At 45.9% G+C, this 18,559-nt stretch carries 19 protein-coding genes and 1 pseudogene; 11 read left to right on the top strand and 9 right to left on the bottom strand.

Translation table 11 applies throughout. The annotated features are described in order from the left end of the window. Positions 1 to 113: 113 nt before the first annotated feature. From JGK36_RS20315 to glpK, 4 genes are all read right to left on the bottom strand, one after another. Complete coding sequence (locus JGK36_RS20315) at positions 114 to 332, bottom strand: hypothetical protein (protein WP_293175722.1); 219 nt, start codon at positions 330 to 332, stop codon at positions 114 to 116. 191 nt (positions 333 to 523) lie between these two features. After that, a complete protein-coding gene (locus tag JGK36_RS20310) occupies positions 524 to 1,024 on the bottom strand; it encodes a DUF3122 domain-containing protein (protein ID WP_293175719.1) in 501 nt (166 codons plus the stop codon). A 51-nt stretch (positions 1,025 to 1,075) separates the two neighbouring features. After that, entirely contained in the window at positions 1,076 to 1,453 is a 378-nt protein-coding gene (locus tag JGK36_RS20305; protein ID WP_293175717.1) for a c-type cytochrome, read from the bottom strand. A 143-nt stretch (positions 1,454 to 1,596) separates the two neighbouring features. Next, positions 1,597 to 3,084, bottom strand: coding sequence for a glycerol kinase GlpK (gene glpK / locus JGK36_RS20300; protein WP_293197828.1), 1,488 nt, complete (start codon positions 3,082 to 3,084; stop codon positions 1,597 to 1,599). A 336-nt stretch (positions 3,085 to 3,420) separates the two neighbouring features. Between glpK and JGK36_RS20295 the strand changes: the two genes are divergently transcribed. Then, the gene (locus JGK36_RS20295) at positions 3,421 to 4,005 is read left to right on the top strand and encodes a DUF99 family protein (RefSeq protein WP_293175713.1); all 585 of its coding nucleotides are present in this window, start codon (positions 3,421 to 3,423) and stop codon (positions 4,003 to 4,005) included. A 346-nt stretch (positions 4,006 to 4,351) separates the two neighbouring features. On the opposite strand, the gene JGK36_RS20290 is transcribed toward JGK36_RS20295, so the two are convergent. Together JGK36_RS20290 and JGK36_RS20285 are read right to left on the bottom strand one after the other, a co-directional pair. After that, the gene (locus JGK36_RS20290; RefSeq protein ID WP_293197827.1) at positions 4,352 to 5,560 is read right to left on the bottom strand and encodes a hypothetical protein; all 1,209 of its coding nucleotides are present in this window, start codon (positions 5,558 to 5,560) and stop codon (positions 4,352 to 4,354) included. 352 nt (positions 5,561 to 5,912) lie between these two features. Then, a complete protein-coding gene (locus tag JGK36_RS20285) occupies positions 5,913 to 6,119 on the bottom strand; it encodes a hypothetical protein (protein WP_293175709.1) in 207 nt (68 codons plus the stop codon). 252 nt (positions 6,120 to 6,371) lie between these two features. Here JGK36_RS20285 and apcA point away from each other — a divergent pair, with 252 nt between their 5' ends. From apcA to JGK36_RS20265, 4 genes are all read left to right on the top strand, one after another. Then, positions 6,372 to 6,857, top strand: a complete 486-nt coding sequence (apcA, locus tag JGK36_RS20280) for an allophycocyanin subunit alpha (RefSeq protein WP_265234273.1) — start codon at positions 6,372 to 6,374, stop codon at positions 6,855 to 6,857. A gap of 176 nt (positions 6,858 to 7,033) precedes the next feature. Continuing rightward, on the top strand, positions 7,034 to 7,519 hold the full coding sequence (apcB, locus tag JGK36_RS20275) for an allophycocyanin subunit beta (RefSeq protein ID WP_293144548.1): 486 nt from the start codon (positions 7,034 to 7,036) through the stop codon (positions 7,517 to 7,519). A gap of 320 nt (positions 7,520 to 7,839) precedes the next feature. Further along, a complete protein-coding gene (locus tag JGK36_RS20270) occupies positions 7,840 to 8,043 on the top strand; it encodes a phycobilisome linker polypeptide (protein WP_006634929.1) in 204 nt (67 codons plus the stop codon). 439 nt (positions 8,044 to 8,482) lie between these two features. Then, positions 8,483 to 9,703: an FtsW/RodA/SpoVE family cell cycle protein gene (locus tag JGK36_RS20265; protein ID WP_293175707.1), complete on the top strand. Its 1,221-nt coding sequence runs from the start codon at positions 8,483 to 8,485 to the stop codon at positions 9,701 to 9,703. 73 nt (positions 9,704 to 9,776) lie between these two features. Here the strand turns inward: JGK36_RS20265 and JGK36_RS20260 are convergent, their stop codons facing one another. Continuing rightward, entirely contained in the window at positions 9,777 to 9,995 is a 219-nt protein-coding gene (locus JGK36_RS20260; RefSeq protein WP_293175705.1) for a hypothetical protein, read from the bottom strand. Between the two features lie 71 nt (positions 9,996 to 10,066). Further along, the gene (locus tag JGK36_RS20255) at positions 10,067 to 10,720 is read right to left on the bottom strand and encodes a Crp/Fnr family transcriptional regulator (RefSeq protein ID WP_293175703.1); all 654 of its coding nucleotides are present in this window, start codon (positions 10,718 to 10,720) and stop codon (positions 10,067 to 10,069) included. Between the two features lie 535 nt (positions 10,721 to 11,255). Between JGK36_RS20255 and JGK36_RS20250 the strand changes: the two genes are divergently transcribed. From JGK36_RS20250 to JGK36_RS20230, 6 genes are all read left to right on the top strand, one after another. Further along, a complete protein-coding gene (locus JGK36_RS20250; protein ID WP_293175701.1) occupies positions 11,256 to 11,414 on the top strand; it encodes a hypothetical protein in 159 nt (52 codons plus the stop codon). Positions 11,415 to 11,581: 167 nt separating this feature from the next. Continuing rightward, positions 11,582 to 12,481, top strand: coding sequence for an Hsp33 family molecular chaperone HslO (gene hslO, locus JGK36_RS20245; protein WP_293175699.1), 900 nt, complete (start codon positions 11,582 to 11,584; stop codon positions 12,479 to 12,481). Between the two features lie 180 nt (positions 12,482 to 12,661). Beyond that, positions 12,662 to 12,916 (top strand): helix-turn-helix domain-containing protein, encoded by a 255-nt coding sequence (locus JGK36_RS33935; protein ID WP_293175697.1) that lies wholly within the window; start codon positions 12,662 to 12,664, stop codon positions 12,914 to 12,916. Between the two features lie 20 nt (positions 12,917 to 12,936). After that, complete coding sequence (locus tag JGK36_RS33930) at positions 12,937 to 13,266, top strand: hypothetical protein (RefSeq protein WP_325314819.1); 330 nt, start codon at positions 12,937 to 12,939, stop codon at positions 13,264 to 13,266. 85 nt (positions 13,267 to 13,351) lie between these two features. Further along, positions 13,352 to 14,539, top strand: a complete 1,188-nt coding sequence (locus JGK36_RS20235) for a transposase (protein WP_293175695.1) — start codon at positions 13,352 to 13,354, stop codon at positions 14,537 to 14,539. Between the two features lie 331 nt (positions 14,540 to 14,870). Further along, positions 14,871 to 16,940 (top strand): hypothetical protein, encoded by a 2,070-nt coding sequence (locus tag JGK36_RS20230; RefSeq protein WP_293175692.1) that lies wholly within the window; start codon positions 14,871 to 14,873, stop codon positions 16,938 to 16,940. A gap of 29 nt (positions 16,941 to 16,969) precedes the next feature. On the opposite strand, the pseudogene JGK36_RS20225 reads toward JGK36_RS20230, so the two are convergent. Beyond that, positions 16,970 to 18,251, bottom strand: a pseudogene (locus JGK36_RS20225) (RNA-guided endonuclease InsQ/TnpB family protein). Positions 18,252 to 18,559: the final 308 nt, after the last annotated feature.

The raw sequence follows: 18,559 nt of genomic DNA, 5'->3' as shown, positions 1-18,559 counted from the left end.
CTTGTAGGGTGGGCATCTTGCCCGCCCCTAAAAGGCTTATTGATATACGAAGATCGATCGCACTTAATTCTATCCAAAAGCGCGATCTACCCAAAAGCGCGATCGCACTTAACTCAAGCCACAGCAGCAGAACAGTTATTCGATCGCAATAATTCCAAAGCCTGCTGTCTTACCCTACCTTCCATCACCTCAGTTTGCAAGGTAATAAAAGCCTCAAAATCTTCTAAACCGTACTTAGTCATCTGCAACTGCTGGCGCAACAGTTCCTCGGCCTCAACCGTTAAATAACCCGTTTCCAAAGCTTTTCGGACAATTGTACTGATTAAACTCATAGTAATTTCACCCTGAAGACACGCACGTTATAAACAATGGAGTTTTATCACTTGACCAACTCTACATTGAGTTTGTTTCAAAATTACCTTGAAATACGGTTAAATCTACCTTAAGGCGTACTTGAGGGTAGTAGCTTTTGATACACACAACTCTAGGAATTTTAACTTTAGACCGGATAAAACAAGTATATTTACTTGGTATTTAACAACAGTCGCCATTCTCTGACACCAAAAGGAGGAACCAGCAACCCAGTTTCTTTTTCACCTTTCACAGGCAAACTCAACCTTAAAGGTTGATTGCTTTCCAGTTGTATAATTATTGATTTAAAATCATATTCTCCGACATTGATCGGCAAATCCGACTCGCTCCAAATATCCTTGGCTTTACCAATTTTGCGATCGCCCGCAGCAACAGTTAGCGCTACAGGATGCTGCAATTCTGTTCCGGGAAATCCTACTAATCTCAGGTTAAAGGAGTTTACCAATCCCGACTGTACTCGCTTATACAAAACCACTTGCCATGCTCTATCATGAGTGTCGCGCAGGCTTTGTACGGAGCGGAACATTACTCTGTCTGCTCTTTCTGGATATTTGTGAATTGAGGCGAAGGCGGGCGGGCTAATAGCTAGGATTAGATACAAGCACAAGCTAATAATAGTTATAATCTGGCGCCAAAAATCATTTTTTTTCATATTTAATACTTCCAACGAAGGTTCGGTTCGTAGTGAGGACTTTAGTCCTTCTTATTTCCAATCAGTTTCGGCTTGAGATAACACGTAGGCGGAAACATCAATAATTTGTTGTTCCGACAAACGATCTTTGTAAGCGGGCATAATGCCTTTACCGTTGGTTACTAAATTTGAAATATTGGCGATTGAATCCATGCCGTATTTTTTTAAGGCTTTTTGTTTCAAGTTTTTGCCGCGCCTGATAATGTTGCTACCGTTGATGTGACAGCCTGCACAGTTGGTGCTGAAGACTTCGGGGGCGGTTGCGGTTGGCGGAGTTGTCGCTGTATCTGCGATCGCACTTTGGGAATTAGTGGCAATTTCTGCAAATGCCAGTGTCAGTATTAATAGGATGAGGGTGAGAATTTTTTTTAAGTTATTTGGCGAAATCATTTATTTGCAATTTTCTAATTACTGCTAGATTTGATGATAGCACTAAATCCATAACCGGAACAGGCAAGATGCCTGTTCCACAAAGAGTTAATTTTTATTCTATTTGTGGGTAGGGCTTCTAGCCCGCCCGAAAGGCTATATATTCATTCTTCCCAGTCGAAGGTGCGGGTAACTGCTTTTTTCCAAAACCGATATTTTTGCTCCCGAAGTGCGATCGACATTTGGGGTTCCCAAATACAATCCACCGCCCAATTATCCCGCAATTCGGCTAGTTGGCTCCAAAAACCCACCGCCAAACCAGCCGCATAAGCCGCACCCAGGGCAGTAGTTTCCGCTACCACAGGCCGCACCACAGGCACTCCCAAAACATCGCTTTGAAACTGCATTAGCGTGTGATTTCCCACCATCCCACCGTCTACTTTTAAAGATAAAAGCTGCACCCCAGAATCCTGATTCATCGCATCCAATACTTCCCGCGTTTGCCAAGCTGTCGCTTCCAATACTGCGCGCGCAATATGTGCCTTAGTTGCGTAGCGAGTTAAACCTGCAATTACTCCCCGCGCGCTGTCTTGCCAATAGGGCGCGTAGAGTCCAGAAAAAGCAGGTACAATGTAAACTCCGCCACTATCTTCGACGGTATTTGCTAATGTTTCTACTTCCGCAGATGTGTTGATGATGCCCAAGTTGTCGCGCAGCCACTGGACTAATGCTCCGGCGATCGCAATACTGCCTTCTAAAGCATACACAGCGGGCGATTCTCCCATCTTGTAGGCGACTGTTGTCAGCAATCCGTGGTTTGAAGGGACGATCGCCTCACCAGTATTCAGCAGCATAAAACAGCCCGTACCGTAGGTATTTTTCGCCTCCCCAACACTGAAACAAGTTTGCCCAACCAAAGCTGCCTGCTGATCTCCCAAAGCAGCAGCAATCGGAACATTTTCGAGCAATCCTTTTGCAAGTCCAAAAACTTGACTGGAAGGGCGAATTTCTGGCAACATCCGGCGGGGAATTCCCATGATTTCCAAAGTTTCCGCATCCCAATCGAGGGTTTGCAAATCCATCAGCATTGTGCGGCTGGCGTTGGTAACATCGGTAATGTGCGTGCCTCCTGTCATATGCCAAATTATAAAAGAATCGACATTGCCAAAAATCGCATCACCTCGATTCGCCGCTTCCCGCAATCCAGCGATATTGTCCAGCATCCACTTAATTTTGGGGCCGCTGAAATAAGTTGCTAGCGGTAAACCGCAGCGCGATCTAAATCGATCTTTGCCGTCAACTTCTGCTAAGCTAGTACAAATTTGGTGAGTGCGGGTATCTTGCCAAACAATCGCATTTCCGTAGGATTTTCCCGTATTCTTATCCCAAACAATAGCAGTCTCGCGCTGGTTGGTAATGCCGAGGGCTGCAATATCTTTCGCATCGATATTACCGATTTCCAGGGTATTTTTAATTACGCTTTGGGTTCGCCGCCAAATTTCCTCGGGATTGTGTTCCACCCATCCCGGTTGTGGATAGATTTGCTGGTGTTCTTGTTGGTTGCTGCAAATTATCTGTCCCAGGCGATCGAATATGATAAATCTGGTGCTGGTGGTTCCTTGATCTATTGCTGCTACGTATTTTTGAGACAAGAGTTTAAAACCTTTTTAAGTAGAAGAGAGGGTTGACAGTTGACAGTTTAGGTACGTAGTTGTGCTTGGGCGCTCTTTATAATATTAGGCAAGAGTGCTAATATCGAAATTACGTGCCTTGCCCCAAACGCGAGCCGACCTTTGAGCGCTACTTTTGGTGGTTTTATATTTTATATATCCTATCTAATAATAAAACCACCCTACTTAATTAAAGTGGGAGCGAATTCAGGAGCAGCTTCATATAAAATTGATATTAGCGTTCGAGTCTTTAAAGTCTATGATAATATGTAAAAGTCAAATTAATGTCAAAATTTTTAGTTTAGGGAAGTCCCTGCTTTGAAACTAGCAGAATTGCTCAGACTCGATCGCACAATTAAGGTTATTGGCTTTGACGACGCTCCGTTTTCTCGTACCAGCAGTAGTTTGGTGTCGATCGCAGGCGTGGTCTGCGGGGGGACTAGATTTGAAGGAATGGTCTGGGGACAAGTCCTCCCAGACGGATTAGATGCCACCGACGTAATTTGTCAGCTACTGCTAGGAGGGAAATTTTTACCGCAATTGCATCTCGTTTTGTTGGACGGAATTGCTTTCGGCGGCTTCAATATTATTGACCTTCCCAAGTTAGCATCGCGGCTGCAAATTCCTTGCGTTGCTGTCATGCGCCGCCAACCAGATTTAGCTGCTGTTGAAAAAGCCCTCGGTCATTTCTCAGATTCGGAATACCGTTTAGAATTGTTGCGCCGCGCTGGCAAAATTTACGCTTTTGAACCTTTCTTTTTTCAAGTGTGCGGCGAACAACCGGAAGTAATTGCACTGGTACTCCAGCGTTTGACTGATACTGGTAAGGTTCCTGAAGCTTTGCGTTTGGCTCATTTGATTGGGGCGGCTGTGATTACTGGTGTTAGCGGTAGTTCGGCTTGAATTTATTATCGGCAATTTAATTTACCGCCATAAAAAAGGTTCGTAGTGAGGACTTTAGTCCGCATCATTTATTATAAAACAAAAAGGTTCGTAGTGAGGACTTTAGTCCGCATCATTTCTTAGAGGACAAAAAGGTTCGTAGTTAGGACTTTAGTCCGCATCATTTCTTAGGAATGAGAATTAAATAACTTACAATTTTAATTATTGTGGTATGGGCGTCCCGCCCGTCTATAAAGGACGGGCGGGACGCCCATACCACTTTTAAGAGTGTAAATTATTTAATTCGCGATCCTTAGAGGACTAAAGTCCTCACTACGAACCTATGGGGATACGGATTTAAGATTATTTAGCTTCCGACAATCTCGCCCTCAAGTTCACCAAATTCGATTTTAGTTCCCAAGGCCAAAGTCACGGTACTTTCAGGTTCAATCATTTTCATGTCGCCTTGACTGTCTGTGGCCCACCAAGAGCGATCGCTCAAATTGATCAATCCTAAGGATAGCTCGTTTGGCGATCGAGAATTCACCAGCGCTACCACGCCGCTAGACGCCGTAGCCGTTAAACTCGGGATGTCAGAGGTGAATAGCTGAGTACCCGCAGTCAGAGGGATAACTCGACTTCCCAATGTCAGCAAAAATTGACCGTTGGCAAAAGCATTGGCTGGCGATGCTTGTGATAAAATAGTCGGCGTAACCCGAGCGGAAGTTGCAGTAGGCAAGTCAGAGTTTCCAACTGTAATTGTACAGTTACCGATTCTCTTTTGGTCGCCCGATCGCAAATAACTCACCGCCCCGCTATCAAAATTCTCGCAAACAATTTGACCCCCTTCCAATTGAAACCGCATCGCTAAAGGCGAAACATGAGGAATGTAGATAATAGACAAATTTTCATCGCTACCAAAAGTCACCGGTTCCGCACCAATAGTCAGAGTGCGATTGGTTCCGCTATCGTAACTAATTACCAGCCAAGCTTTGTTAAACAAAGTTTCGGCCACAACTAGCATAATTCCAATCCAAAAGCCGATCGCACCACAGCCAGCTAAACGGCCCGCCGTACCCGATAAAGTATAAGCAAACAGAATAAACAAACAACCGCCCAAAAGACCCCCCACACCGCCACCACCCGCGCCGCGCAGCATTCCTAAATTAGGAATTCGTTTAGAAAGTCCAAGCCCTAACAAACCGCCAGCTATTCCCCAGCAAATCACTCGCAATATTTCGTTTTCGCCATCGCCAATCCCGCTAAAAATACCTTCAGCGATTGCTCCAGAAATAGCCCCCGCAATTACACCAAACAATCCGCCATTTTTTAAAGATTGTTTGATTTGGGGCTTGCCTTTGATATAGTAATAGTAGCCGAACATAATTGCAGTAGCAATTCCGCCGCCTACCAATCCAAACCAGCGAGATGTGGACAATACACTGTCAAAAACAGATGTTGAATCATTGAGATGGTGCATGAAAGGTTCAGTGATGAGATTGCCGGCGAAACCGCCGACAGCACCGCTAATCCCAAACTGCAAAGCTTTTTTAAGGGCTGATAGATTTCTTTTCACGGCGCACCTGGTTAAAAGTGAGAGTCGATCGATTTTGGATTTTAGATTTTGGATTTTAGATTTCACCGATGAGTCTGGAAAATTGCACCTTAATCTAAAATTTGGGTTGCTCCGCGTCCGAGTGTGGGAAACTTGTATCCGTTTTTGGACGAGAGTCAAATTTAGCTACAAGCTTAAAAGTCGCCATTTCCGATCGACACCTGTCACCCCTCAGTCTTCCGCACCTCTGTTTGACACAGAAGTTTTTTAGCCTCGCGCCGTCGCCTTCGGGACAAGCCGCTGAAGGTTCGATGGCTGTAATCCTTGCTGATATAAGATTTTAGCGATTTCTTGACTTTGAATTTTTAACGAATTAGACGCCACCGAGGGCCCAAAAATGAAAAGGAATGTTACAAACTATTACGGTAACACTCAGAATGTGAACATAATGCCTCAAAATACTTGCGAGAGGTAGTTGCGTTAGAGAAGCAATATCCTGACTAACTGCCGAACAGTCACTCGATCGCCACTTACGGATCTGCTGCAATCTCGATCGTAGATTAAAGATCGCATCAATCATTTGTGGTATTCTAAGCGACAGGCTCAGTGCGGCCACAAAAAAACGCACCGGCGTGAAGAACGAGCGTCGTCAAACAGCGAAGGCAGACACCCGGTAACAACTTCAGCAGTTGCAGGCTGTGGAAAGTCCACCCTTCCCCGTCAAAGCTCCAGCCACCAGCGAAGCGAAAGGTACGGGATGAAAGCGCCCGAACGTCGCTAGTTCAACGCGGAGCAGTTCGCAATTGCAAAATATCCAGCGGGTACACACAAGATGAGTATCGTCACCAAATCAATCGTCAACGCAGACGCTGAAGCTCGTTACCTGAGCCCAGGCGAATTAGACCGCATCAAGAGCTTCGTCACCTCTGGTGAACGCCGCGTCCGCATCGCCCAAATTTTGAGCGAATCCCGCGAACGTATCGTCAAAACAGCCGGCGACCAACTTTTCCAAAAGCGCCCTGATGTTGTTTCTCCCGGCGGCAACGCTTACGGCGAAGAAATGACCGCAACTTGCTTGCGCGACTTGGATTACTACCTGCGTTTGATCACCTACGGAATCGTAGCTGGCGACATTACTCCGATCGAAGAAATCGGTATTGTCGGCGTCCGCGAAATGTACAACTCTCTCGGAACCCCGATTGCAGCAGTTGCCGAAGGCGTCCGCGCTATGAAAAATGCAGCTTCTTCGCTGCTCTCTGGAGAAGATGCTTCCGAAGCTTCCTCTTACTTCGACTACGTTATCGGTGCGATGCAGTAAGGAATTTAGGTTTTTGATTATAGATTTTTGATTGAACAATCGAGGGTTACTGATAACAAGCCAAAAGCTTTTGCAGATAATCAACTACTTGTAAATCTCAAATCCCCAATCCCAAATCTAAAATTCTAGCTCCAAAATTGGACTGACTCAGCCACTTTCTAGGAAACAAGACAACCATGCAAGACGCAATTACCGCCGTTATCAATACCTCTGACGTTCAAGGTAAGTACCTGGACAGCAGCGCATTAGACAAGCTCAAGAACTACTTCGCTTCTGGTGAACTGCGCGTCCGCGCCGCTACCGCCATCAGCGCCAATGCAGCCACAATCGTCAAAGAAGCAGTTGCTAAGTCTCTGTTGTACTCTGACGTAACTCGTCCCGGTGGCAATATGTACACCACTCGTCGTTATGCAGCTTGCATTCGCGACTTGGACTACTACCTCCGCTACGCCACCTACGCCATGCTAGCTGGCGACCCTTCCATCCTTGACGAGCGCGTGCTCAACGGTTTGAAAGAAACCTACAACTCCTTGGGCGTGCCCATCGGTTCTACCGTACAAGCAATCCAAGCAATGAAAGAAGTCACCGCCGGTTTGGTCGGTTCTGACGCTGGTAAAGAAATGGGCGTCTATTTCGACTACATCTGCTCTGGCTTGAGCTAAATCTAAGGAAGAAGGAAGAAGGAAGAAGGAAGAAGGAAGAAGGAAGAAGGAAGAAGGAAGAAGGAAGAAGGAAGAAGATTTATTTCTTACCTCCTTTAACTCTTAACTTTTAACTTTTAACTTTTAACTTTTAACTTTGGACTTATTACCTTTAGCTTTGAAAGAAGTCAGGGAAATTGAGAGTGATTGCTAGACCGTCAAAGGCCAGTCGAGAACGCCCGACGAGTTTTAACGAGCTAGTTTTGACTCCTAACTCCCTGACTTCAATCTTTTTAAAATCCATCTAAAAATCTGTAAACCTACTCAGGAGTTTGTTTCCCATGAGAATGTTTAAAGTGACTGCTTGCGTCCCCAGCCAAACTCGCATCCGCACTCAGCGCGAATTGCAAAATACCTATTTTACTAAGCTCGTTCCCTATGACAACTGGTTCCGGGAACAGCAAAGAATTATGAAAATGGGCGGCAGAATTATTAAAGTGCAACTGGCTACCGGTAAGCCCGGAGCTAATACTGGCTTACTTTAAAATCCGAGAATGGATTGATAGAGGGGAAGAGGTCGCGATCGACCTCTTTTTTTGTTTGTTATGATTTTAGCTAGGCTGTTCCACATTAAAATTGGATATTTGAGGCGGGCTAGAAGCCCACCCCACAAGAGGTTGATTATTTCTTGACGTGCAATTTAAATGCTAATTAGCTGATAAGACTTATGCACTCGCCCACAAATAAACCGGGTTTTTAAATCGACATTGAGGGTTTTAAGCAAATATTTGGCTAAAAAACCCGGTTTTTGACCACCGCGAATTAAGCTGGCGTGCATCTGATGTTTACAATCTTGTTTCTTGAAATTCTTGTGGGGTGGGCTTCTAGCCCGCCCCCAAATTAAATTCAAATGCACAACAGCTTAACTAATGATAAAGTTCGCGAGCTCTTAAGCTCGCACTCATAACTCATAACTCATAACTAATGACTAATGATATTCGACGCTTCATTCCATTTTTTGACCCCAGCGCGTCGCAATGGGCTGCGGAGGCCCGATGGCTGCGGTGGCTGACTTTTTTGTGGCTGTTTGTAGGGCTGACAGCATTGTTTTCAGCTTCCTATCCCATTGCCAATTCCGAATTGGGAGACGGCCTTTACTATTTTAAGCGGCAACTAATCGCAGTGGCGATCGGGCTGGCGGGCTTTAACTTAATGGTTTACTCCCCCCTGCGTTACCTGATGAAAACAGCTCAGTTGGGAATTCTGGTGCTGCTGGGAGTGCTGTGGTTGACCTTAATTCCGGGAGTGGGAACCACAGTCAACGGCGCAACTCGCTGGATATCTTTGGGCCCGGTGCCGATTATTCAACCTTCTGAGTTGATTAAACCGTTTTTCGTTCTGCAAAGCGCCCGCATTTTCGGCAACTGGCCTCGATTGACAAACAAAGTTCGGTTTACTTGGTTGTTAATTTTTGGTGCGATGCTGTTGGGCATTTTGTTGCAGCCGAATTTGAGTACCACGGCTTTGTGCGGGATGACTTTGTGGTTGGTGGCTTTGGCGGCGGGCTTACCTTACTTGCAGTTGGGTGGAACGGCTATAGGGGGAATGCTGTTGGCGGTTTTAAGTATTAGTTTTAAGGAATATCAGCGCCGCCGGATTATGTCTTTTCTCAATCCTTGGGCTGATGCGATGCAGGATGGTTATCAGTTGGTTCAAAGTCTGCTGGCTGTGGGTTCTGGCGGGATTTGGGGCGTTGGTTTGGGGATGTCTCAGCAAAAGTTATTTTATTTGCCGATTCAGTACAGCGATTTTATTTTTGCTGTGTTTGCTGAGGAGTTTGGTTTGGTGGGAGGTTTCTCGCTGTTACTGATGTTGGCGGCTTACGCTACTGTGGCTTTGAGGGTGGCGATGCGGGCGCGGAATGCTGAGTCTCAGTTGGTGGCGATTGGGGTGATGGTGGTGATGGTGGGACAGTCGCTGCTGAATATTGGGGTGGCGACGGGGGTTTTGCCGACTACGGGTTTGCCGCTGCCGTTTTTTAGTTATGGCGGTTCTTCGATGGTGGCGAGTTTGTTGTTGTCGGGGTTGCTGATTCGGGTGGCTAGGGAGAGTTCTGAGGCTGAGGTGGTTTCTCTGGATGGACGGCGGGGACAGCCGTCCAAGCCGAAGTTGCGATCGACCAACGGCAATACACAAGCTGAGTAATTTGTCAAGTTATTTCCGCTAAAACAAGCCCATGAATAAGACGGTATAGACGCGGTTTCAACCGCCGTTTTATCTATTGCCGCCCGTCACCCTTATTTGGCGGTTCTTCTTGTTTTTCTTGAGGTTTAGCTGTGATATCAGTTAATTCTTTTTTGTCTGGTTTTGGTGTTTCTGGAGTTGAGTTAGCCATTGGTTTATTGTTTAAGTAGATGCACCGTTTAATTATATCTTTTTTGACTGCAAAGGTATTGCTGTAGATCGCGGGAGCAATATCGAGACCAACAATTCTCATGCAGTGGGGTTTGATAGCCAATACTCGAAGACTTTATGTAGAGTGTAGATGCGAATAGATAGATGTCGGTTCTAGACTGCTTGAGGGTTGCAGCCAAACAAATCGGAGGTGGACGCAAAAACACCTTTATTAAGTATTAAATGCCGATCGCCATCTCGACTGATTAACCCTTGCTGCTGCAATTTTCCCAACATTCGCGTTACCGTTACGCGAGTCGTGCAAATAGTATTAGCAATATCTTGATGTGTCAAGCGGATGCTCAAACGAGTTCCCTCAACCACAGGCTGACCGAAGTCCTGTTGCAATAATAGCAGAAGTTGATACAAACGGTCTTCTACTCGGCGCTGTCCGGCGATCGCCAAAATTGATTCCATTTGTCGCAGCCGCCGCACCATTTGAGGCAACAACTCGTGAGCCAATTGAGGAGAAGCTTCAATTTCCACCATAGAATACCACATCAAATAAACGTCTGATGTTGCCGTAGCTCGGTAAGTCTGCAAGGAAGTCAACCACAAACCGAAACACATCGAAGGCCCCACCCAACCCAAAAGTCCTTCTTCTCCGGTGGGATAAAGGGTACTCAGTTGTGCTAAACCTTGACAGACGCGCCAAAGGCCTTGGGACATTAAAGGAATGGTTTCGCCCTTTGCATAAAAATGCAAGTTTCGAGTTGCTCCTGTGTTATGCTGGACTTCCGCTAAAAGTGCTTTCGATGTTGGTGGCATATCCGTTATTTCCAGCTAAAAAACATTAGTGTGAGACCTAGCGATCTCACTCTAACCGACCCAGGTAAAGGTTAGGTGATCGTTAGGTTAGCGGGAGTATAAGCTTTATCTACATTCAAATTCTGTATCAACAATTACTCAAGCTATGAGTGTGACATTGCTCAGAGTATCGTCGGAATATGTAATTTAAATGCTCAATAGCTTAAATTTTAAACATTATTTGAATCCCAATACGGTTCAGTTAAGACTTTCAATATAGATAAAATAACGATCTATAAAATAGACTTTGCGATTGCTTTCCTACGGCTCAAGTTCATAAGATTGTTCCTTGCAACGACCAAAAAATACTAACCAAGCGTATTGAGTTAAATGCAAATTTGATATCACATACTCTTAAACTTTCAAGGTGATTAATTGAGCAATTTATTCAGTCTAAAAATCTAAAGCCATCTGCTTTCGACTTCGGGAATTACTTGCACATCATCAAGTTCGGTGACTGCTTCTTCAAATCTGAGCCAGCGAACAACAGCGGTAAATGCGTGACAGCGTGCAGGAATGTCCCGCGCGATCGAATATTCGCCAAAAACCAGGCGTTGCTGATTTACGGTATGAAAGGCTAAATATGCCAGTCATAGAAACCAGTATCGACAAAGCTTGGGGATTTTCAACTTATTTTTTTTCATACCCTGATTAAGCAACGCAATTTTTATATGATGAGAATAAAACGGCATTGCGTCGCAGCCCCCGCACCCTGAGGAGTCGTGAAGCTCGATCGCCCTTCCGAACTGACCATTTGCTGCGACAACCTTCAAGAACTTCTAAAATAGTTCCAGCAGTATCAAAAGACAAGTCAGGTTTTTCATGGCCGATCAATTAATTCGCGCTACAGCCGCAGATGGTGGAATTCGCGCTGTAGCCGTCATTACCACCCGCCTCACCGAAGAAGCAAGAGGGCGGCACAAGCTCTCCTACGTCGCTACAGCAGCCCTCGGACGCACAATGTCAGCAGGGCTGTTACTCGCTTCCAGCATGAAGCGGCCCGAATCGAGAGTCAACATTCGCATCAAAGGAGATGGGCCCCTAGGCGGACTTCTGGTTGATGCGGGACTTGATGGGACGGTTCGAGGTTATGTCAGCAATCCCTCAGTGGAATTGCCGCCCAATGCTAAAGGCAAACTTGATGTCGGCGGCGCCATCGGTGACGGCTATTTGTATGTGGTGCGCGACGCTGGATACGGCTTCCCTTACTCAAGTACGGTAGAATTGGTTTCCGGCGAAATTGGGGACGATCTGACTCACTATTTGGCAACCTCGGAACAGACTCCTTCGGCTCTGGTTTTGGGGGTGTTTGTGGGGGCGGCGGGGGTGCAAGCTTCTGGGGGCGTGCTGTTGCAGGTTATGCCGAAGGCGGCGACGGATGAAGAACTTGTGCAAACTCTAGAATCTAGGGTGACTGCACTGTCGGGCTTTACGCCGTTGCTACAATCGGGCAAAACGCTGCACCAGATTCTGGAAGAGTTGCTGGGTGATATGGGCCTGGAAATTTTCCCGGAAACTCAGATGGTGCGCTTTCACTGTGGCTGTTCGTTCGATCGAGTTTTGGGAGCTCTGAAAATGTTGGGCGAAGCCGAACTCCAAGACATGATCGAAAAAGATGGCGGGGCTGAGGCTACTTGCCATTTCTGCAATGAGGTTTACAAGGCTAACAGCGACGAACTTGCCGAACTAATTGGCGATTTGCGATCGAATTCCGGTTCTTGAGACCATAATGTGTAATTGGCTCTATTGAGTGCGAGTTGGGGATGACCGAAAAACCAGGAGCAAGCCCCTGGCGACCGACTTGGGGATAAGCCGGAGGCGACTTCAGTCGCCTAGAACTCTACGTCGAGGAATTTGAATAAACGGAATATTATTTATTCAGGCTGGTTGTAAAATGGTGCAATGTTGAATCTCACCTACGAATACAAACTCATTCCCACCGACGCACAACGCGAAACTATCGACCAGTGGCTGACTATCTGCCGCAAGGTCTACAACTTTGCATTGCGAGAACGGAAGGATTGGGTGAACTCCCGTAAGTGTGATGTCAACTCATGCAGCATCCGGCAGGAATACATTATCCCCGCTGATGCACCCCGTCCAACCTTTGCGCGGAGCGTGCAAAACGCTTTCCCAGGCAAAGCAGTTGATTCCTGAACTGAAGCTACCTCATACCCATGTCTTGCAACAGGTGTTGCGCTTTCTTAGAGGCAGCGTTTGTGGCGATGTGCGATCGGGGGCACGGGTTTCCTAGGTTTAAAAAGCCGATGCGCTCATTTGTGTTTCCGCAATTAAACCTAGAATCCGTTCAACGTTTTGAGGGTGCAGACTGGGTTAATTTGCCTAAGATTGGCCCCGTCAAGATACATCTATCGCGCCCGATTTTAGAGGGGTTTGAAGTTAAGCAAATTCGTATTGTGAAGCGAGCATCTGGTTACTATGCCATGCTCACTTTGCAATGTGATGTTGAAGTTCCTCAAGCATTGCTATCGGGACAATGGGTCTAAAGCCCCGTCCTTATAGGACGGCTTTAATTATTCCTGACTTTTTTGGCAAAACCTAGTATAATAGAGCAAGAACAAAAGTAAAAAAATGAAAGCAAGGTATCAATACAGATTTTATCCAACCGACCAACAAAAACAGAGCTTGGCTCAATTATTTGGTTGTGTTCGAGTGGTCTGGAATGATGCACTTGCACTTTGCAAGCAATCTGAAAAGAAACCCAAATCAGCAGAACTTCAGAAACTAATAATCACTCAGGGTAAGCAAACAGAAAAGAGGGCATGGCTGAGTGAAGTATCGGCAATCCCCTTACAACAGTCAATAGCAGACTTAGAGACAGCGTTTAAAAACTTCTTTGAGTCTTGCAAGGGACAAAGAAAAGGGCGCTCAAGCGGCTATCCCAATTTCAAAAAGCGCGCAAACAGTCAGTCTGCAAGATTAACTCGCGGGGGGTTTTCAATCAAGGGAGATGGGGTTTATTTAGCCAAGATTGGAGTTGTTAATCCAGTCTGGTCTAGGAAATTGCCGTCAGTTCCTAGTTCTGTAACCGTTATCAAAGACTGTGCCAATCGCTATTTCTTAAGCTTTGTTGTAGAGATTAATCCCGATCTAGTCGAAGCCAAAAACCACAGCATCGGCATCGATCTGGGCATTAAAACCTTTGCAGTAATGAGTGATGGAACATCAGCTCAAAGCCCAATCTACAAGCAGCTAGACCGAAGAATTCGCTCTCTTCAACGCAAGCTAGCAAGGCAACTCAAAGACTCAAAACGCCGAAATAAAACCCGGCTTCAAATTGCCAAACTGCATAACCAAATTGCAGACACGCGCAAAGACTTCCTGCACAAACTGTCAAGCAAAATAGTTAACGAAAACCAAGTAATTGTTTTAGAAGATTTGAACGTGTCTGGCATGGTCAAGAATCGCAAACTTGCGCTTAGCATTAGTCAGCAAGGATGGTATGAGTTTAGGGTACTGTGTGAGGCTAAATCTGAACAGCTAGGCAGGGAATTTAGGGTAATTAGTCGCTGGGAACCTACCAGTCAGGTGTGTGCAGATTGCGGGTTTAAGTGGGGCAAATTAGACCTCTCTATTCGTTCGCTGTTGTGCCTTAATTGTGGCACTCAGCAAGACAGGGATTTGAATGCTGCGAGAAATATAGAAAAAGTCGGGATAGGGCATTGCCACGACTCTAAACGGGCGCAGAGGGGACGTAAGACTACTTCGGTAGCAGACCCCTGTGAAGCGTCAAGAATCACCGCACTTTTAGGGCGGTGAGTATGTCAACTAATCACGAAATTTTGTTTGGGGCGTTGTGGGCGATGGCGTCGGGCCCCGCAAGCTACGGCTCTTGCAGTGTTCCGCCTGCAGGAGTATTTCATTCAGTTGACAGTTGACAGTTGACAGTTGACAGTTGACCTCTACCTAGAAGGAAGTGGATTGGAGTAATGAATAATCTTCTTTTAAATTATCCCCATAAGGGATAGGCTTGAAACCAATTCTTTCTGGTAAAAGTGATGGATACATTCTATAGAGCAGTGGATATCAGCGATCGCAGTTTTAAAATAACTAACACTGGCTGGTTGCTGTTTGTGGTGAGCGGAGATTTATGAGTCAAGATCGCAAAACACCAGGCCGTTGGTCTGCATCAGAATCCTTGGAGTCAAAAAAGGATACTTCCTCGCTAGTGCCAATTCCAGCCAGGAAAAATCGCGCTGAGCGACTTAAAGAAATCCGAGATTTGGTTACTTCAGGAAAACTGCCGGGAGGGCATCTGGAACAGCAGCCGAAAGAGTCTGGAGAAAACTCGCAACCGCCACGTGACCCCTATCGGCTGTGGCGCTTCTGGTCGAAAAAATGGCAGTTTTGGCTGGCGGTGAGTTTGCTGATGTCGGTGGGTATGGGGTTTGTGGCAATTTCGTCTTTGCTAAACCTAACCTCGCAGTCGAATTGCTCGAAGATTTTTTGGCCGACGGCTTCTGCTAACGATCGCTTTTTTTGCGCTCAAGAAGCAGCCAGCAAGCGGACGGCGGATGATTTGCTGCGGGCGATCGAATTAGTGAACGCTTTGCCCCAAGATCACCCGCTACGATCGAGAATTAACGGTCAGATCGATCGCTGGTCGCAGGATATTCTCAGGTTGGGAAATTCTAGTTTCCAAGAAGGAAAGCTGGATGAGGCGATCGCGATCGCCCGCAAGGTTCCTCAAGACGTTCCCGCTTACGCGACGGTGCGACAGCAGATTGAAAAGTGGCAGTCAACATGGAGCGATGCAGAGAAACTTTACCGCACGGCAGAAGACCACTTGCGTCAGGAAGAGTGGGGGCTGGCTTTCCGCCAAGCTACTCTGCTGTTGGATACGGGAAATACTTTCTGGGAATCGACGAAGTATGAGGAACTCACTAAGGTAATTCAGACGACAAAGGCTGAGGGCAATAAGTTGGTAAAAGCCAGAAATACAGCCTCGGAGGGAGGGCTGGACAATCTGGTGACGGGGATTAAACTGGCTCAGGGCATCGATCAAAAGAGTTATTTGTATCAAGCTGCCAATAAGCTGATCGCGGAATTTAGCAAGAAAGTGATGGCGATCGCCCAAAAACGCTTGCAAGCAGGGGATTGGCAGCAGGCGATCTCGATCGCTAACAAGATTCCAGAGGCTGCAAATTTAAAGGAACAAGTACAGGATTTTAACGAATTGGCTCAGGCTACGGCTCAGGCTTTGACCGGCTCTGTTGATGGTTTGTCTAAGGCGATCGATCTGGCTCAAAAGTTGAAAGACGGCCGCCCTTTGTACAAACAAGCTCAAGATTTAGTCGGCCGCTGGCAGCAAGAAATGGCTGATGTGAAAATTTTGGATTTGGCAAGTAGGCTGGCAGCGCCGGGAGGGGTCAAGGACTTGAGGGCTGCGATCAGCCAATTGCAAACAGTCCCGGAATCAAATCCCCGCTCTAAGGAAGCTCGGACTCAAATCGATCGCTTGAGCCGTCAAATCGAACTGCTAGAAGACAGTCCGTACCTGCAAAGAGCTAACGATTTAGCGACTACCGGCGATCCAAATTCTCTGGAAGCAGCCGTAGCTCAAGCTTCTCGGATCGGCCAAGGAAGAGCGCTTTACGGGGAAGCTCAAACCAAAATTCAAGCTTGGATCGAGAGAAGACAGCGCCTTCAAGACCAGCCGTTTTTGGAGAGAGCTCAGCAACTAGCGGCTAGGGGTAATTTGGCCGAGGCCATTGAGATGGCACGCCGGATTCGATCGGGACGGGTGCTATATGAGGAAGCTCGATCGAACATTCGGACTTGGGAAGCTCAATTGCAGGGCGAGCAAGGCTTGCAGAGCGCCCGTCAGGCCGCCCAAGCGGGAACTGCTGACTCCTTGCAAGCAGCAATTACGCTAGCCCTTCAGGTACCCGATACGAGTTCGCTCCGCTGGCAGGCTAGTGAGGCGATCGAGGAGTGGAGCCAGCGAATTTTGGCGATGGGTGTGGAACAATCGTCGTCGGATCTGGCTGGGGCGATCGCGACTTTAAAGAAAATTCCCTCCGGTTCTCGGGCTTTTGAGCAAGCGCGATCGCAAATCAAAATTTGGGAGGAATCGCTGAATCCTCCGGCTGCTGAGTCACCGACTGTGGCTCCCGAACCCCCGGAAACCGAGCCACCAAGCCGGTCTCCGAGCCGTTAGGCTATAGCTGGTAAAAGTATAGTCATCTATTACATGACATGGGAGGCATTGAGTCCCTCCCCTTTCGCTTTCACTTTGAGCGGATTAACCCGCCTCGGCTGAGCTACACAGCTCCCTATCAAGAGTGCTAAAAGCATTTGGGATTGCTTTTCTTAAGATATTATAAGACCCATTAACATCGGCATTAATCAATCGACCCAACGACGTTTTGTACAATCCTCTCTTAATTCGCGAACCGCTAAATGTGACATCCTGAGATCCAATATTTCCGTAGACAGGAATTGGATCTAAATTCAGAAAATTCGATTTGGAAGTATAGGATTCCTCTTGCTCTATTACCTTTATTCCAACCAATTCAGCTTTGTATTTCAACATTTCAATTAGCCGAGCATGAGGAATATTGACAAAGTTTTGATTGGTTCTCTTGCCTAAATTAATCTCATTTTTCCATTGTAAGTTTTTGCCAATTACTAGCATCCCTATCTTTTGTGATGCGAGCAGATTGATTATCTGGCGACTGGTATGATGCAAGTAATTATCAACTTTTTGATGGCGGCAACGAGTTAGGCGCCCAAGACGTGATGACGAGCAGCGGTTTCCTTTTAATTGAGATTGCAGTTGTGCTTTACGTTTGTTGTAGAATTGATTAATTGATTTGAGTGGTCGCCCGTTTATCAGTAAAGGGACAAACCCCGGCTGATTTGAAGTTAGCGCTACTAAATTATTCAATCCTAAATCGATACTACCTACTAATTCTTTTTTGTTTTCGATGGTGGGCTCCGGCTGAGTACAGGCATTGTAAATTACCTCAATTACATAGGAATCACATTTTGGCACTAATCTAATTTGACAAATTTTCTCTGGTTTGACCTGGGTTTTAATTAAAATATTAGTACCGGAAAGCTTGATAATTCCTTTCTTGAGTTCCTTGCTACTAATGGCTTGAATCGTATAGACTAGAATATTCCGACCCTTGACTTTATCTTTGTACTTCGGTAATTTCGGGCGACCGCTAAATTTTGTGGGGTTATTTTTGTAAGCTTTGACTGCTTCAAAAAAAGACTTCCAATTTTTGTCTAATATCATTAATATTTGTTGACTTACCTTGGCTGGCAATTCTTTGTATGCTTGATGAGATTTCATCAAACGATTCATTTCGTTGTAATTGATATAACCCCATCCGTAAACAAAACTTTGACGGATAATGTAGTTAGCGGCGTTATACAAATTTTTGGATTTAAAGGCTAGTACATCAATTTCAATAAAACGGTGTTCGGTGGATTTAATGATGTGTCTCTCTGCTAGTTGCATTTAGACTCTCCATTTTTTAACGATCGCTATAATTCTCGCTTGTTGACCTTCTGACTATATGATACTACCATTGCTTACTATTGCTTGCAAACTTAATGAAGTTTTATAATACCATTTTGGATTTGGGATTTTTAAGTTTTCCGTAAGGTGTGTCGCCATAGCCAATCTTCAAAAAAGACCGACAATCTAATAGCGACGCACCAGGGAGCCAGGGCGAACGCATCTAAACTTTATATTAACAGAATATGGTATATTGGACAAGAATTATTGAGTAACTACAAAACATTTAATTAGGGTTCACCTGTATG

The sequence above is a fragment of the Microcoleus sp. PH2017_35_SFW_U_B genome (genome assembly GCF_020737865.1).
Classification (GTDB): Bacteria; Cyanobacteriota; Cyanobacteriia; order Cyanobacteriales; family Microcoleaceae; genus Microcoleus.
Note: the sequence above shows the minus strand (reverse complement) of the source record. Positions and strands in the feature narration are given on the sequence as shown.

Bases quoted from the DNA above. Each gene is read 5' to 3' on its own strand.
- JGK36_RS20315 (WP_293175722.1), bottom strand. From the start codon at position 332: ATGAGTTTAATCAGTACAATTGTCCGAAAAGCTTTGGAAACGGGTTAT.
- JGK36_RS20310 (WP_293175719.1), bottom strand. From the start codon at position 1,024: ATGAAAAAAAATGATTTTTGGCGCCAGATTATAACTATTATTAGCTTG.
- JGK36_RS20305 (WP_293175717.1), bottom strand. From the start codon at position 1,453: ATGATTTCGCCAAATAACTTAAAAAAAATTCTCACCCTCATCCTATTA.
- JGK36_RS20285 (WP_293175709.1), bottom strand. From the start codon at position 6,119: ATGATTGATGCGATCTTTAATCTACGATCGAGATTGCAGCAGATCCGT.
- apcA (WP_265234273.1), top strand. From the start codon at position 6,372: ATGAGTATCGTCACCAAATCAATCGTCAACGCAGACGCTGAAGCTCGT.
- apcB (WP_293144548.1), top strand. From the start codon at position 7,034: ATGCAAGACGCAATTACCGCCGTTATCAATACCTCTGACGTTCAAGGT.
- JGK36_RS20270 (WP_006634929.1), top strand. From the start codon at position 7,840: ATGAGAATGTTTAAAGTGACTGCTTGCGTCCCCAGCCAAACTCGCATC.
- JGK36_RS20265 (WP_293175707.1), top strand. From the start codon at position 8,483: ATGACTAATGATATTCGACGCTTCATTCCATTTTTTGACCCCAGCGCG.
- JGK36_RS20260 (WP_293175705.1), bottom strand. From the start codon at position 9,995: ATGAGAATTGTTGGTCTCGATATTGCTCCCGCGATCTACAGCAATACC.
- JGK36_RS20255 (WP_293175703.1), bottom strand. From the start codon at position 10,720: ATGCCACCAACATCGAAAGCACTTTTAGCGGAAGTCCAGCATAACACA.
- JGK36_RS20250 (WP_293175701.1), top strand. From the start codon at position 11,256: ATGCGTGACAGCGTGCAGGAATGTCCCGCGCGATCGAATATTCGCCAA.
- hslO (WP_293175699.1), top strand. From the start codon at position 11,582: ATGGCCGATCAATTAATTCGCGCTACAGCCGCAGATGGTGGAATTCGC.
- JGK36_RS33935 (WP_293175697.1), top strand. From the start codon at position 12,662: ATGTTGAATCTCACCTACGAATACAAACTCATTCCCACCGACGCACAA.
- JGK36_RS33930 (WP_325314819.1), top strand. From the start codon at position 12,937: ATGTCTTGCAACAGGTGTTGCGCTTTCTTAGAGGCAGCGTTTGTGGCG.
- JGK36_RS20235 (WP_293175695.1), top strand. From the start codon at position 13,352: ATGAAAGCAAGGTATCAATACAGATTTTATCCAACCGACCAACAAAAA.
- JGK36_RS20230 (WP_293175692.1), top strand. From the start codon at position 14,871: ATGAGTCAAGATCGCAAAACACCAGGCCGTTGGTCTGCATCAGAATCC.